This is a genomic window from Microbacterium sp. LjRoot205 (assembly GCF_056175745.1).
The window spans coordinates 971,538-986,176 of sequence record NZ_JBGFFH010000001.1; the positions used below are offsets into that span (position 1 = coordinate 971,538).

15 protein-coding genes are annotated in these 14,639 nt (G+C 70.1%); 8 read left to right on the top strand and 7 right to left on the bottom strand.

All coding sequences use genetic code 11. From position 1 onward, the window contains the following. Nucleotides 1-39: 39 nt before the first annotated feature. Nucleotides 40-468 (bottom strand): MarR family winged helix-turn-helix transcriptional regulator, encoded by a 429-nt coding sequence (locus tag AC04ME_RS04700; protein WP_475433792.1) that lies wholly within the window; start codon nucleotides 466-468, stop codon nucleotides 40-42. 185 nt (nucleotides 469-653) lie between these two features. On the opposite strand from AC04ME_RS04700, the gene AC04ME_RS04705 reads away from it, so the two are divergent. The 6 genes from AC04ME_RS04705 to AC04ME_RS04730 all read left to right on the top strand — a co-directional run bounded on the left by AC04ME_RS04705 (nucleotide 654) and on the right by AC04ME_RS04730 (nucleotide 5,857). Continuing rightward, entirely contained in the window at nucleotides 654-908 is a 255-nt protein-coding gene (locus AC04ME_RS04705; RefSeq protein WP_475433794.1) for a hypothetical protein, read from the top strand. A 165-nt stretch (nucleotides 909-1,073) separates the two neighbouring features. Continuing rightward, nucleotides 1,074-1,805: an ABC transporter ATP-binding protein gene (locus AC04ME_RS04710; RefSeq protein ID WP_079112272.1), complete on the top strand. Its 732-nt coding sequence runs from the start codon at nucleotides 1,074-1,076 to the stop codon at nucleotides 1,803-1,805. After that, complete coding sequence (locus AC04ME_RS04715) at nucleotides 1,805-2,629, top strand: hypothetical protein (protein WP_042537147.1); 825 nt, start codon at nucleotides 1,805-1,807, stop codon at nucleotides 2,627-2,629. The genes AC04ME_RS04710 and AC04ME_RS04715 overlap by 1 nt, the downstream gene beginning before the upstream one ends. Before the next feature lie 41 nt (nucleotides 2,630-2,670). Next, the gene (locus AC04ME_RS04720; protein ID WP_475433797.1) at nucleotides 2,671-3,897 is read left to right on the top strand and encodes a serine hydrolase domain-containing protein; all 1,227 of its coding nucleotides are present in this window, start codon (nucleotides 2,671-2,673) and stop codon (nucleotides 3,895-3,897) included. Between the two features lie 68 nt (nucleotides 3,898-3,965). Beyond that, complete coding sequence (locus AC04ME_RS04725) at nucleotides 3,966-5,201, top strand: sensor histidine kinase (protein WP_475433799.1); 1,236 nt, start codon at nucleotides 3,966-3,968, stop codon at nucleotides 5,199-5,201. Further along, complete coding sequence (locus tag AC04ME_RS04730) at nucleotides 5,198-5,857, top strand: response regulator (protein ID WP_042537151.1); 660 nt, start codon at nucleotides 5,198-5,200, stop codon at nucleotides 5,855-5,857. The genes AC04ME_RS04725 and AC04ME_RS04730 overlap by 4 nt, the downstream gene beginning before the upstream one ends. Nucleotides 5,858-5,927: 70 nt before the next feature. Here the strand turns inward: AC04ME_RS04730 and AC04ME_RS04735 are convergent, their stop codons facing one another. The 3 genes from AC04ME_RS04735 to AC04ME_RS04745 all read right to left on the bottom strand — a co-directional run bounded on the left by AC04ME_RS04735 (nucleotide 5,928) and on the right by AC04ME_RS04745 (nucleotide 8,507). Further along, the gene (locus AC04ME_RS04735) at nucleotides 5,928-6,368 is read right to left on the bottom strand and encodes a GNAT family N-acetyltransferase (protein WP_042537206.1); all 441 of its coding nucleotides are present in this window, start codon (nucleotides 6,366-6,368) and stop codon (nucleotides 5,928-5,930) included. A gap of 194 nt (nucleotides 6,369-6,562) precedes the next feature. Beyond that, complete coding sequence (locus AC04ME_RS04740; RefSeq protein WP_197065942.1) at nucleotides 6,563-7,240, bottom strand: LuxR C-terminal-related transcriptional regulator; 678 nt, start codon at nucleotides 7,238-7,240, stop codon at nucleotides 6,563-6,565. Then, on the bottom strand, nucleotides 7,215-8,507 hold the full coding sequence (locus tag AC04ME_RS04745; RefSeq protein WP_082041009.1) for an ATP-binding protein: 1,293 nt from the start codon (nucleotides 8,505-8,507) through the stop codon (nucleotides 7,215-7,217). The genes AC04ME_RS04740 and AC04ME_RS04745 overlap by 26 nt, the downstream gene beginning before the upstream one ends. Nucleotides 8,508-8,621: 114 nt before the next feature. Between AC04ME_RS04745 and AC04ME_RS04750 the strand changes: the two genes are divergently transcribed. Beyond that, nucleotides 8,622-10,166, top strand: coding sequence for a PspC domain-containing protein (locus AC04ME_RS04750; RefSeq protein WP_475123464.1), 1,545 nt, complete (start codon nucleotides 8,622-8,624; stop codon nucleotides 10,164-10,166). Continuing rightward, the gene (locus tag AC04ME_RS04755; protein ID WP_475123465.1) at nucleotides 10,163-10,528 is read left to right on the top strand and encodes a hypothetical protein; all 366 of its coding nucleotides are present in this window, start codon (nucleotides 10,163-10,165) and stop codon (nucleotides 10,526-10,528) included. Before AC04ME_RS04750 ends, AC04ME_RS04755 begins: the two co-directional genes overlap by 4 nt. A gap of 116 nt (nucleotides 10,529-10,644) precedes the next feature. On the opposite strand, the gene AC04ME_RS04760 is transcribed toward AC04ME_RS04755, so the two are convergent. The 3 genes from AC04ME_RS04760 to AC04ME_RS04770 are packed head-to-tail and all read right to left on the bottom strand — an operon-like array spanning nucleotide 10,645 to nucleotide 14,578. Beyond that, nucleotides 10,645-11,865, bottom strand: a complete 1,221-nt coding sequence (locus tag AC04ME_RS04760; RefSeq protein WP_042537155.1) for an acyl-CoA dehydrogenase family protein — start codon at nucleotides 11,863-11,865, stop codon at nucleotides 10,645-10,647. Next, on the bottom strand, nucleotides 11,865-13,091 hold the full coding sequence (locus AC04ME_RS04765) for an acyl-CoA dehydrogenase family protein (protein WP_475433804.1): 1,227 nt from the start codon (nucleotides 13,089-13,091) through the stop codon (nucleotides 11,865-11,867). The genes AC04ME_RS04760 and AC04ME_RS04765 overlap by 1 nt, the downstream gene beginning before the upstream one ends. Continuing rightward, nucleotides 13,088-14,578, bottom strand: coding sequence for an LLM class flavin-dependent oxidoreductase (locus AC04ME_RS04770; protein WP_475433806.1), 1,491 nt, complete (start codon nucleotides 14,576-14,578; stop codon nucleotides 13,088-13,090). Before AC04ME_RS04770 ends, AC04ME_RS04765 begins: the two co-directional genes overlap by 4 nt. Between the last annotated feature and the right edge of the window lie 61 nt (nucleotides 14,579-14,639).

A 14,639-nucleotide genomic window follows, 5' to 3' on the forward strand; every position in this document is an offset into this window, starting at 1 on the left:
CGGCAGGCTTCTACCGTCAGGCCGAGGCCCGCGCGCCGCTCAGTGGCTGCGGAGCTTCTCCGCCAGGTCGCGCAGCGTCCTCAGCTCGGCGTCGTCGAGTCGCGACATCCGCTCGGCGATCGAACGGCCATGCACCGTGGCGACGCTGCGGAACTCTCGGACACCGGCATCCGTGGCCCTGATCAGCGCGCCGCGCCCGTCATCGGGGTCGGGGCACTTCGCGACGAGTCCGCGGGCGACCATGCGGTCGACGAGACGAGAGACGCTCGGCTGGCTGATCAGCATGTTCGCGGTGACATCGCGCAGGCGAGCTGACATGCCGGGGGAGCGGGTCACGGTGAGCAGGACGTCGTACTCGGCCTGCCCGAGATCGGTGTGATCGAAGTCGGTGTTCATCTCGGTGAACAGCTCGTGCTGTGCGCGGAACAGGCTCTCCCAGGCCTCGAGGGCGAGCTTGCGATCGGTCATGGAGAACAGCGTACTGGCAACAGTAAAGGGCCGGTCGGAGAGGCTCCCGACCGGCCCTTGTCCCTTGCACCAAGAGTGTCCTGCAATCACATGCGGTGTATGCCACAGCAAACATTCACCGTGCGATCACTCTATAACGGCGAGATAACGAATGCAACGGTTTGGTCACGGAATCTTCGGCATTCGTGCCCTTCGTCGACTTCGGGCTCGAGGACGCGCTCATCCACGCCGCGGTGTTCGTCCCGCTCGGTGTGCTCGTCCCCCTGCTCACCGCTCGGCGGCGCCGGTGGAAGGCAGTGGCGATCGTCCTCGCGACGCGCTCGAAGGCCGTCGCGGGATTCGTCGAGCGATTCCGGTGGCCGGCGCGCGAGCGTCCCCGCAGCCAGCCAGCCGGGATCCCGAAGCCGGGTCGCGGGCATGTCAACCAGGGCGAGGCCTGATGCGTCGCTGATGCAGGGGGAGGTCCGGAGCGGGACGACGGCCCTCGCGAGGCCTCCGCTGTTCCGTTCCCGGGATCCGGATCCGACCACGACTGTCCTTTCGGACAGGGCGATCCCGTGCGGCCGGCGGGGGTGCTCGAGAGCCGCGCTGGCGAGGCTGGAGACATGAACATCTCCACATCTCCGCCGCTCCAGGCGCGCGGACTGCACAAGTCCTTCCATGGACGCTCTCGCGTCGACGGAGTCGGTTTCACGATCGCGTCAGGGAGAGTCGTCGGCCTGCTCGGGCCCAACGGCGCCGGCAAGACCACCACGATCCGCCTGCTGCTCGGACTCATCGCCGCGGACCAGGGCGAGGCCCTGGTCTTCGGGCGCCCCTACCGCGACCTCGAGCGGCCGGCCACGATGGTCGGCGCCGTTCTCGACGCCGGCGGTCTGCACCCCGCCCGCACCGGACGTGAGCACCTGCGCATCGCCGCGGCCCGCGCCGACGTCGCCCCCCAGCGCGTCGATGGGGTCCTCGCCGAGGTGGGCATGACCGCCGACGCCGACCGCAGATCCGGCGGATACTCGCTCGGCATGAAGCAGCGCATCGCGGTCGCGGCAGCGCTGCTCGGAGAGCCGAAGCTGCTCGTGCTCGATGAGCCCTCCAACGGCCTCGACCCCGCCGGCATGCGCTGGCTGCGTGATCGCCTGCGGGCCTTCGCAGATGCCGGAGGGACGGTGCTGCTCTCCTCACACCTGCTCTCCGACGTGCAGGACATCGCCGACGACATCGTCGTGATCGCCGAGGGGCGGGTCGTCGCCGACGTGACGTTGGCGGATGCCGTCGCCACAGCGAGCGGAGACCTCGAGGGCTACTACCTCCAGGTCACCGGAATCGCGGGGGTGCGCTGATGTTCCGCGCAGAACTCCTCGGACTGACCACGACCACAGCGACGAAGGTCAGTGCGCTCGTCGCCGTGATCGGACTCATCCTGACGCAGCTGATGTTCGTGACCGTGCTCCCGGCGCTGGCTCGCGGCGACATCGGTCCCGGCGCAGAGGCGCTCGGTGCCGACCTCCCCGTGCTCGACCTGACATCTCCGGCGGCGCAGCTCGACGCGATCAATCCGCTCGGCGCGTCGATGGGAGGCGGGTCGATCGGCATCGCGCTCCTCGCCATCGTCCTGCTCGGCACCCTCGCCGGCACCAGTGACGACCGGTACGGCGGCATGGTCGGCGCAGCCCTCGCGTCGCCCCGTCGTGGTCGCATCGTCGCGGGCAAGGCCATGGCCGTCGCAGTCGTCGGTGTCGTCATCGGCGCCCTCATGGCGGTTGTCAGTCTCGCCGCCCTGCTCGTCGCGCTCGCGACGACCGCAACGCCTTTCACCGCGGGCGTCGGTGACGTCGTCGCCACCCTGGGGCGGGGCGTCGTCGCAGTCGCGGGCCTCGCACTGATCGGCCTCGCGGTCGGCATCCTCGTGCGGACGCAGCTCGCCGGCATCCTCACCATGCTCGCGGTGCTCTTCGCCGAACCGCTCGTCACCGCCATGACCTCGCTGATCGGCGGCGGCTCCGCGCCCGTCTGGACGCAGTTCCTGCCGGTCGCGCTCGCGCAGAACGTCATTCACGGCGGGTCGGCCGGGGTGCCTGTCGGAGTGGCGCTGGCGGCCCTCGCCGCCCTCTCCGCGGCGGCGCTCGCCGCGGCATCCGTCGCTCTGTCCCGGCGCGACCTCTGATGCCCGACGCATCCGACACGACTCACGGGAAAGGACACGACATGAACGACATCCCCACACCCCAGAACCATCCCGCCCCCAGACGCAGGATGCGGACGGTGATCGCGATCGCGGCCGCCGCCGTGCTCGTCGCGGGAGCGATCACAGCGGGCGCGCTCTTCCGGGCGTCCGATCGACCGGCCTCGTCCGCGGATGCGGAGGCGACCAGCGCGCTCGAGACGAGATTGCAGTCTCTCGTCGACGCCGGCTACCCGGCGGCCCTCGCATCGGTGACCTCGCCGGATGGTGAGGTCGAGAACGCGGTCGCCGGCGAGGGCGACATCGAGACCGGCCAGGCGCCTCCACCCGACGCAGAAGTGCGGATCGCCAGCAACACCAAGATGTTCGTCGCGACGATCGTGCTTCAGCTGGTCGACGAGGGCCTCGTCGACCTGGACGCTCCGATCGACACGTATCTTCCCGGGCTGATCAGGGGAGCGGGGATCGACGGCGCCGGCATCACCGTGCACCAGCTGCTGCAGCAGACGAGCGGTCTGCCGGAATACGCCGACCGGATCGCGGCCGATGCCTTCGGCGCGCAGGAGAAGTACATCTCTCCGCGGGACATGCTCGACATCGCCCTCACTCGCCCTGCGAGCTTCGCGCCGGGGGAGAGATGGGAGTACAGCAACACGAACTACCTGGTGCTCGGGCTGCTCATCGAGGCGGTGACCGACCGCGCGATCGCCCAGCAGATCGATGAGCGCATCGTGACGCCGCTGGGACTCGAACACACGTACTTCCCCGCCCCCGGTGAGCTCCCGCTCCGCGGTGAGCACCCCACCGGTTACCACGCCGACGTTCCGGGGGAGCTGCGTGACATCTCCGCCATGGACACGTCATTCGCCTGGTCGGCCGGAGCCATGGTGTCCACTCCGGCAGAGCTCAACACCTTCATGCGCGCTCTACTGAACGGCGAGCTGCTGAGCGGTGCCGGGCTCGAGACGATGAAGACCACCGTGCCGGCGGGCGATGAGCTCTGGCCCGAGGCGGAGTACGGACTCGGTCTGCAGCGGTACCCGCTCAGCTGCGGAGGATTCGCCTGGGGGCACGGAGGCGACATCCCCGGTACCCAGACGCGCAACGCCGTCGCACCGGACGGCACCGCCGTCACGATCGCAGTGACCGCGCTTCCCTGGGCGGTGGTCTCCCCGGATGACGACGAGGTGCTGCTCGAGCAGTATCGGATCGTCGTCGAGGCGCTCGATGAGACACTGTGCGATCGGTGATCACACCTCGCTCCACTCCGGGTCCTGCCTCCCGACGGGGGTGGGGCCCGGCGTGGTTGACTGAGTCCATGTCCCCTGCGGAGCCGCCCTCCCGGCGCGCCGAACGCGTGCGCCGCGCGATCCCGCCGATTCTCGTGCTCGCTGCGGCCGTCGGCTACCTCGGCGCCGATCTGTGGCTCGACGAGCTCCCCGCGACAGTGCCGGGCGATGTGTCGCCGATCGTGCACGCCGCTCTGGTCGCCCTGCAGGCCGTCCTACTCGTCTTCCGCCAGCGCGCACCGATCATCGTCTTCGCCGGCGCCGTGCTCCTCGACGCCGTGATCCTGGCGACCTCGGCGGGGGAGCTGGGGGTCGGCTCGCTGGGCGTGATCCTCGCCGCCTATGCGATGGCTCGGCGCAGCCCGCGCAACCCGGCGCTGACGGCGCTCGCCCTCGGCGCGCTCGTGACCACCGGCGTCGGCGCGAGTGCGCTGCTCCTGGGGTCACGCGAATCGGCGCTCGTCCTGATCCTCACCGTGATCGCACGCATCGCCCTGCAGTACGCGGCACCGGCGGCCGTCGCCGAGTACGTGCGCGGGCGCGAGCGTCTCGCGGATGCGCTGCAGGAGCAGGCGAGGATGGCCGAGCGGGAGCGGCACGAGCGCGCCGAGCGCGAGGTGCGTGCCGAGCGCGAGGCCCTCGCGCGGGAACTGCACGACATCGCCGGGCATCACCTCTCGGGGATCATCGTGAGCGCCCAGGCCGCCAACGCTCTCACCCGCAGCGATCTCGACCGGGCGCGGGAGATGATGCAGACGGTCCAGGACGATGCCCGCATCGCGCTCGCCGACCTCCGACGGACGGTCGGGCTCCTGCGCAGCGATGACGACGCACCCTCAGGTGCCCCGAGCCCGGTGCCGACCATCGCCGGCATCCCTGCGCTCGTGGATATCGCGCGCGAACGGGGCCAGCGCGTCGCACTCGCCTCCGTCGGGGATGCGCGTCCGGTGGGTGCGCTCGCCGAGACCACCGCGTACCGGATGGTGCAGGAGTCGCTGGCGAACGTCGCGAGACATGCGCCCGGCGCGGCGGGAGCCGTGACCGTGCGGTTCGGAGCGGATGCCGTGGAGATCACGGTCGCCAACGAGCCCTCCGCCGAAGTCCGGACGCGGGAGACGACCGACAGCTCGGGCGCCGGCTACGGGCTCTCCGGCATGGCGGAGCGGGCCGAACTCATCAGGGCGCACCTGTCAACAGGGCCCGACGACGACGGCGGATGGACCAATCGCCTGAGCATCCCCTACGACGGACGGAGCACCCCATGATCCGTGTTCTCATCGCCGACGACCAGGCCGTCGTGCGCGCCGGGCTCGCCGTCATCCTCGGAGCCGAGGCCGACATCGAGGTGATCGGCGAAGCGGTCGACGGCGCCGACGCCGTGAGTCTCGCCCGCAGCCTCCGCCCCGACGTCGTCTGCATGGACATCCGGATGCCGGGAACAGACGGCATCGCAGCCACACGCGAGATCGTCGGAGACGCAGCCCTGGCGACCGACGTGCTCATCCTCACCACCTTCGATGTCGACGCCGATGTCTTCGCCGCTCTCGAGGCAGGCGCCGCCGGGTTCCTCCTCAAGGGCGCCGACGAGCACACGCTGCTCGCCGCGGTCCGCTCGGTGGCCGCCGGCGACGGAACACTCGACCAACGCCTGACCCGCCGCATCCTGCACGAGTTCGCCGACCGCCGTCGAGCGAGCAGCGCGCAGGTTCCGGCCGAGGGGCCTCCGCTCACCGAGAGGGAACTGGATGTGCTCCGACTCCTCGCCGAGGGGCTGTCGAATGCCGAGATCGCCGACCGTCTCTTCGTGGAACTGACGACCGTCAAGTACCACCTCGCCGGCATCCTCCAGAAGACCGGAGCCCGCGACCGCCTGCAGGCCGTGCTCTGGGGGATCAGGGCCGGGGTCGTCGAGGCGGGATGACTGGGGCCGCACCGTGGCCCTCAGATGAACGTGCTCAGCGCGTGCCGGTCGCTGTCCTGTCGTCCCGCGTCTATCCGTTCTGCCCATCGTCCCGCGGCGCTGGCTCGATGAGCCTGAACAGCCCGGTCATGTCGCCGGGGCCGAAACCGCGAGAGGTGTAGAGGTCGGTGCCCGCGGCGGTCGAGAACAGTCCGACGAAGGCCGTTGCCGGGGAGACCATGGCGATTCGCTCCGTCAGGCGATCCAGCATGCGCGCCCCCAGGCCGGTCCCCTGAAAGGCCGGGAGGACGGCCAGGTCCTGCACGTAGAAGTACTTCACGCCGTCTCCGACGACGCGCCCCATGCCTACAGCCGCGTCTCCGGCATACGCGACCACGCCGAACGTCGAGCCGGCCAGGGAATCTGCGATCGTCGCCCAGTCGAAGGCGTCGTGCCAGCCCACCGATTCCGCGATCGATCGATGCTCGGCAGCCGTCGCCACCCGGTCGAGGATTGTTGTCGCTTCAGCCATCTCGGTCCGTTCGCGTGTCTGGGGGCGTGACGATGTCGCACTCGGATCGCCGTGATCGAGCATCGCCGAGCATTCTGCCACGGCCAGCGCTGCACGACCTCAGCGAGCTCGAGCGTCTGCTCGGAAAGCTCACGGCCGACCCCGGCATACGCTGAGTCGCACGCTGCCCGAGGCATCCCGAGGAACAGCCCCCGCTAGAGCAGTCGACGCTGCGAGGCCCACACCGTGAGTTCGTGGCGCGACGACAGCTGCAGCTTCCTCAGCACCGATGAGACGTGCGTCTCGACCGTCTTGATCGAGATGAACAGCGCTGCGGCCACCTCCTTGTAGGCGTATCCGCGGGCTATCAGCCGCATCACCTCCTGCTCGCGTGCCGACAGTCGATCGAGTTCGTCGGTCGTCGTGGCGATCTCGCCGGCGACCGCGCCGAAAGCGTCGAGCACGAACCCGGCGAGCCGCGGCGAGAACACCGCATCCCCGTCGGCGACGGCGTGCACGGCGCGGCTGACCTCCCCGCCGGATGAGCCCTTGGTGATGTAGCCGCGCGCACCGGCGCGGATCACCCGCACGACGTCGGCTGCGGCATCCGACACGCTCAGCGCCAGGAACCGGGCCGTCGTGGGCAGCGAGCCGCGGATCACCGACTCGCCGCCGGTGGAGTCGTCGCCGCTGCCACCCGGAAGGTGCACGTCGAGCAGCACCACATCGGGCACGGTCTCGCGGATCATCGCAATGGCGGACGGCACGTCGGCTGCCTCCCCGATCACCTCGACGCTCGCATCGAGATCGGCGCGGAGTCCCGAGCGGAAGATCGAATGGTCGTCGACGATCACGATGCGGATGCTGTCAGCCACGAGCGTCCTCGCCTTCATCCGTGTTCGCCGGCGCGTTCGGCGCCTGCGCGTTCGTCGCGCCCCGCGGCACGGTCGACAGTCGCAGATGCACCTCGGTGCCGCTCTCATCGCTGCGCACGGTGCCCGAGCCCCCGGCTCGACGCATCCGACCGATGATCGACTCCCGCACGCCCAGGCGGTCGCCCGGCACGTCGTCCAGTCGGAAGCCCGGACCCCGATCACGCACGAAGACGTCGACGTCGGTCGCATTGCCCTCGATGTAGACAGAGACCTCCCCCGTCGCGTGCCGTGCGGCATTCAGCATCGCCTCTCGCGCCGCCGCGGCGAGTTCCCCGCTCGCACGCTCGGTGGAGAGGCCCGCCGAGACCACCTCGATCCGCACCGGGTAGTCGAGTTCCAGGCCCCCGGCATAGTCGCGCAGGTCGGTCGCCAGATCGCTGTCGGCCGGGGCATCGCCGTCGTACAGCCAGGCTCGCAGCTCGCGCTCCTGCGCCCGTGCGAGCCGAGCCGCCTCGCTCGATGCGCCCGCCCTGTTCTGGATCAGCGCGAGGGTCTGCAGCACGGAGTCGTGCAGGTGCGCGGCCATCTCGCTGCGCTGCTCCTCACGGATGCGCCGCACGCGTTCGCCCGCCAGGTCGCGCCACCGCGGAATCAGGGTCGACAGCAGCACGGCGAGGATGCCGGCGAGCGGGACCAGCACGAGTGCGACACCGGTGCTGCCGACAGGCCGGGTCAGGAGCAGGCCGAACAGCATCGCGAGGAGCGCGATCGAGAGGATCCTGACCAGCATCGTGTGTCGAGGTCCCCGGGCGGTGTCGGTGCGATCGATCAGGGTCGCCCACAGCCCGGCCCCGGTCGCCGCCCCCACGGTGCCGAACACGACCACGGCCGCCGCATCAGGCGGAATCGTTCCCGAGAGCCAGTCGCTGCCGCCGCGCCAGAAGAGCACGATGAGCATGCCGACGCTCGCAGGGACGAGCAGCATCCAGGCCACGGGCACCCGTCGCGACGGGGTGCCGTCGCCGTCGGCCCAGGGCGTGAACGCCCAGCACCAGGCGTAGAGCAGGATGCCGGCCCCGCCGCACATCGTGAGAGCGATGAAGAGCGCACGGACCATCCACACCCGCACGCCCAGGTGACGGGCGAGACCCGCGCTGACGCCTGCGACCAGGCAGTCGCGGTCGCGTGTCAGGGCCTGACGCGGCTCGGGCTGGAGGTCTCCTCCCGCTCGCGACGACACGGCGGAGCGAGAGGGTCGCGCAGACGCGGTCGCGGAAGAGGACATGTCGACATCCAATCATCCGGCGCGCGGATCCGTGACCTCCCCTGGAGAGAATCAGGGGTCGCTCAGGGGTTCACCCCATGGCAGGGATCCGACCGGGGGAGACAGGATTGACACATGACGATTCCGACCGCGCCACCGCCTCCCGCCGACCAGGCCAGCCCGCCGAGGACGGCCGTTCCGCACGGCGCCGAGCGATTCCTCCTGTGGGTCGCCGGTCTCGGAGTGGTCCGCTCCGACGGATGGCTCGGTGGGGTCGCCGCCGGCATCGCCGCCCGGTTGCGGATCGACCCGCTGATCGTGCGCGGCGTCCTCGTGGTCGCAGCGCTCTTCGGCCTGCCGGTGATCTTCCTCTACGCCCTCGCCTGGGCGCTGCTGCCGGATCTCGACGGCCGGGTCCACGTCCGCGACCTGCTGCGGCGGGACTACCAGCCCGTCCAGCTCGGTCTTCTGGGCATGGCCGTCGTCGGGCTGATCCCGACGGCTCCGCTCACCGGACGCCTGTTCGGGTTCGGATACGAGAGCTGGTCGGCGCTGGCGGTCTTCAGCTGGATCGTCGGGCTGGTCATCGTTGGAGGCCTGCTCTTCCTGATCGTGCGTGCTGCAAGCCGCACCCCGGGTGCTTCCGCGCCTGATCTGCCGGTGGCTTCCGCAGATCCGGCGGCCCCGGAGGCATCCGTCCCCCTCGGCGGTTCGGGTACCGCCGAGGGGGCGGATGCCACATCCGCCGCCTCGTCCGAGGTGTACGCCGCACCGGCCGCGTTCATCGACGACGCACCGCCCGCACCACCCGCGCCGCTTCCCTCCGGGGTGCAGGACCCGGCCGAGGTCGCCGCGTGGCGGATCCAGCACCGGGCGTGGAAGGAGCAGGACCAGGCGTGGCGCCGGCGGCAGCAGGATGCCGAACGCATGGCGCGCGATCAGGTCAGACGCGAGCGTCAGGCGGAGGCCGCCGTGTTCGCCGCCGAGGCCGCGGAGCGCCGCCGCATTCGTCGCGCCTCCCGCCCACGCGCGGGTCTCGCGATCGTCGCCTCGGTCATCGGCCTCGCCATCGTCGTCGGCGCTCTGGTCGGGCTCGGCACCGGCGACGCCGCAGTCGGCGGTGCCCTCGGCCTGCTGTCGGCCGCACTGGTGCTCGCGATCGGGATGATCGTCGCCGGTGCCCTCCGACGGCGCAGCGGCTTCCTCGCCTTCGCGACCGTGCTGACGCTCGTCGCCGGATTGGTGGCCGGCGGGTCCTCCGCCTTCCAGGGCGTGAGCATCGGCTGGGCATCGATCTCGAACAATGAGGCCGCGCACGTGCGCCAGCCGTTCGGTGACCTCTCCATCTCGCTCAACCGGCATGACGACGCTCCGCGGCCGATCGTCGTGGAGAAGGGTGCCGGCAGCACCTGGATCTCCGTCGACCCCGGTGTGCAGCTGCAGCTGCGGGCGACCGTCGGAACCGCCGACGTGAGCTGGACGCGGGTCGAGGCAGGCACCGGCGCGATCATCGACAGCGGCACATGGACGGCGACGGAACGCGACGGCGAATCGGTCGTGGCCGAGACGATCTCGGCCGAGAACGCACCGACGACGACCGTGCAGCGTGTGACCATCGCGCAGACCAGCGGCGAGATAGACATCACCCTCATCGAGGCTGAGGAAGAGGACGAGCGATGAGCACTCAGACGACCACCGAGGCGGGCGCAGCAGGGGCGACCGCTGCATCCGCACCCCACGCCGAAGCGGTCACCCCGCCTCGCACCCGCTGGGCGGCCATCGTCTGGGGCGTCCTGTTCGCCGCCGTGGCGGCGACCTCGCTCTGGCTCATCGCCGACGATGACCGCCGCTCGGGCGTCGCCGACTGGGCGCTCACCCTCACACCCGTCACGATCAGCACTCTCATGATCCTGACCATCGGTGTGCTCCTGCTCGTCACCGGCGCGACGGCGTTGCTCCGCACGGTGCAACGCCGGACGGTGCAGCGCCGAACGAGCGCCAGCATCTCGCCGCATTCCGTCGACGATCTTCCCATCGAGTAGCTCGAGGGGCGTGGTTCACGAGGCACCCGGCTCATGCGGCTTCGGCCAGAGAACCGGGTGCATGCGTCGTTCCGTCCGCCTCGAGAGGGGCGAGGTGGGCAGCCTCGGTGAACGTCTCAGCGCTCGGCCGTGCTCGCCTCCAGAACCTTCGCCTGCCCGACCGACCAGACGAACTCGGGCGTCCGGCCGTTCACGGCGTGGTCGCCGAGCTGTCGGGCCTTGAAGATCCACGGGTTGTGCGATGACACGGTGCGAGCGTTCCGCCAGTGGCGGTCGAGAGCGGTGCCCGACCTCACGGCAGATGCGCCGAGCGTGTCGAACAGCCGAGAGGCGGCGCGGGGCACCAGGTCGGTGAGCACGATCTGCGCCTGCGCCGAGCGGAGTTCGGCCGCGATCACGGCAGCCTCCGTCTCCGGTGTGCCCAGCACGTCTGCTGCGTGCTGGACCGCTCGAGCGACGTCGAGCACGAGCGCCCTGGCCGTCGCACTCGTCGCCGTCAGCTCGCCGACGATCTGCAGGATCTGAGGGTCGTCGGCCACTCGCTCGGCGCTGCCGTGGCTGTAGGTGCGAGTGCGTGCCCGCACCTGAGCGACGGTGTCGCGCTCGATCGCGGCGGCGATCCCGGCCAGCACCGACAGCAGCGTCAGCTGATAGACCGCCGTCTGGAATGGGAACCGCGACGTGAACGGCTCGACGTCGTCTTCATCGACCGAGGCGTCCGTGAACACGGCAGTGCCGGTGCCCGTCAGCGGCTGTCCGAAGCCGTCCCAGTCGTCGGAGATCTCCACTCCGTCCTGATGCCTGCGGATGAGGGCGGTCACGGTCGTGCCGTCGAGGTCGACGGTCGCGTCGATCCACTCCGCGAAGATGCTGCCCGTCGTGTAGAACTTGCGTCCGTCGACGCGCCAGCTTCCATCAGGGCGTCGGGTCACGCGCGTCGCATTCGTCCCCACTGCGGCGGCACCGTTCTCCGACCACGCGTTGCCGACCAGCTCTCCGTCGGCGATGCGCTCGAGCCAGCGGGAGCGCCGCTCACTCGGCGTCGCAGCCAGGATGTGCTCGACGTAAGCGATGTGGCCACGGAAGATCTGCGGGAGGTTCGAGTCGGCCGCGGCGAGCTCGATCAGCACCTCGGCGAAGGATTCCCAGTCCAGCCCGAAACCGCCGTGCTCGATCGGCAGCCGGAGCCGACCGAAGCCCGCTGCGCGGAGGGCGGTGACCTGGGCGAACGGCAGCTCGTGATCCTTCTCCCGCGCGACCGTGCCCGCCGCGATCTCTGCGATGACCGGGCGCAGTCGCTCCCGCACGGCATCGAGCCGCCGCGTCTGCTCGCCCATCAGGTGTACAGCGAGATCGGCTGGAGCTCGCCGTTCAGCGTCCAGGCGCCGACCTCGAGCTTCTTGTAATCGATCGGATCGTGCAGCGAGTGCGTGCGGATGTTCCTCCAGAACAGGTCCAGCCCGACATCCGCACGCGCGGAACTCGAGCCGGTGATCTCGAAGATCCTGTTCGCGACCTCGATGCCGACCTCGGTCGAGACGACCTTGACCTTGGCGATCTCGATGGCCAGTTCCCCTCGGCGCGCCGCCGTGACCCCGTCTCCCTCATCCACGACCTCGTCGAAGAGACGCCCGGCGCGGTCCGCCAGCGCCTCGACCGCCGCGATCCGCGAAGAGAACTCGCCCACGACGCGCTGCACGAACGGGTCGTCGCGGTACGAGTCGGCCTGGCTGAGGAACCAGGCGCGCGGGCGTGCACGGACGATGTCGAGTCCCCGGGCGAGTGCTCCCTCGGCGACACCGAGGTAGAGGTTGCCGAAGGCGAGCTGGATGCCTGGCGTGATCAGCGTCGAGAAAGGCTCGTCCCCGAGTTCGCCGAGCAGGTCGTCGGCAGAGACGCGCACGTCTTCGAAGCGGACGGACCCGCTCGCCGACAGCCGCTGTCCCAGTGCATCCCAGTCGCCGAGATATCGGATGCCGTCGCGGTCGTGGTCCAGCACGACGAACAGCACCTGACCGTCGCGCTCGCCGCCGCGCACGAGTGCGGCCGCCAGCACGACGTCGCCGGCCGAGGCACCGGTCGAGAAGCGCTTGAGACCGTTGAGTCGATACCCCTCGCCGTCGACGGTCAGTTCGAGGTCGGGGTCGGTCGGGTTCACGGAGTCGCCCCACACCCATCGGCCCTCTGTGGTCTTGCGGTGCCATCTCTCCTGCACCGACGGGTCGGCTGCGAAGCCGATGTTGCCCGAGTTGATGTAGTGGTACGCGAGAACCTGGGCGACCGACGCATCGGCGCGCGACAGGACGCGGATGACGAGGAAGGCCGTCTCCCAGTGCGCACCGCCACCCCCGAACTCGGCCGGCTGCAGAAGCGTCACCAGCCCCGCCTCGCGGAGCAGGTCGAGCTCGACCGTCGGGTCCTGATTCGCTCGGTCGCGCTGCAGCGCATCGCTCTCGAGCTCGGCGGCGACGCGCTCGGCGATGCCGCGCCAGTGCGCGCGTTCTTCGGCATCCGCCGTTCCCGTCCATCGGCTGCGGTGGGTGGTCTCTGCGATGACGCTCATCGGGCGCCCTCCTTCTCGGTGAGTTCTGTCAGGTCGTCGAGTTCCGCCGGAGCGGAAGCGGCCGCTGCATCCACCAGCGGCCCGCCGAGCGTGCCGTCGAGAGCCGACGCGCCGCCCTCGTAGGCGCCGCGGTAGGCGTGCGCGGGATGCCACTCGGGCACCACGGGGGAGCCGTCGCCGCTGAGTCGTCCGCGCAGCGTGCCCTCGGGGTAGTCGTCCCAGGTGCGCCCGCGGCGGCGGAGCTCGGGCACGAGGTGGTCCACGATGTCCTCGAACGACCCGGGTGTCACGACGTAGGCGATGTTGAAGCCGTCGACACCGCCGACCTCGACCCATCGTTCGAGCTCGTCCGCCACGGTCTGCGGGCTGCCCACGATGACGGGACCGATGCCGCCGATCCCGACGTAGTGGGCGATGTCGCGAGGCGTCCACTTGCGCTCCGGATCGGCCTTGGTGAAGACCGAGAGGGCGGATCGCCCGGCATCCGTGTCGACGTATTCGAGGGGGACGTCGGGGTCGTACTGCGACAGGTCGAGTCCCGTCCATCCGGCATAGAGTGCCAGCGCGCCCTCGACCGAGACACAGCGGCGATAGTCATCGAGCTTCGCCTGAGCCTCCTCGTCCGTCGCCGCGACGACGACCGTGACCAGGGTGAGGATCTTGACCGAATCCCGTGGGCGCCCGAGAGCCTCGGCGCGATCGCGGATGTCGTCGGTGACCGGACGCGTCGCCTCCGGACGCAGCCCGTTGATGAAGATCGCCTCGCCGTGCTTCGCGGCGAACTGGCGTCCGCGAGGGGAGGCACCAGCCTGGAACATCACCGGCGTGCGCTGCGGGCTGGGTTCGGCGAGATGGATGCCGGGAACCCGGTAATGCCGCCCCTCGTGGCCGATCGGGTGCACGCGCGACGCATCCGCGAAGACGCCGGCCTCCCGATCGCGCAGCACGGCGGTGTCCTCCCACGACCCTTCCCACAGCTTGTACGTGACGTCGAGGAACTCCTCGGCGATCTCGTACCGGTCGTCGTGCGCGATCTGCGTGTCGAGTCCGAGGTTTCGGGCGGCGGAGTCGAGGTAGCTCGTCACGACGTTCCATCCCACGCGGCCGCGTGTGAAGTGGTCGAGAGTCGAGAACCTGCGCGCCAGCGCGTACGGCTGCTCATAGGTCGTGGCGACGGTCACACCGAATCCGAGATGCTCGGTCGCGTGCGCCATGGCGGAGATCTGCACGACGGGGTCGCCGAGGGGAACCTGCGTCGCATCACCGAGCGCCGTGGCGGCGGAGTCGCGATAGACGTCGTACGTCCCGAGCACGTCAGCGATGAAGATCGCATCGAACCTGCCCCGCTCGAGGGTCTTCGCGAGATCCACCCAATAGTCGAGATCGTGGTACCGATCGGCCTGGTTCTCAGGGTGCCGCCAGAGTCCTGGAGCCTGGTGAGTCACGCAGGTCATGTCGAAGGCGTTCAGGATGATGCGGCGAGACATGGTGCTCCTCAGGAGATCGGGGACGTCGCGACCATAGCCACTCGAGCAGTGCGGCGACCCG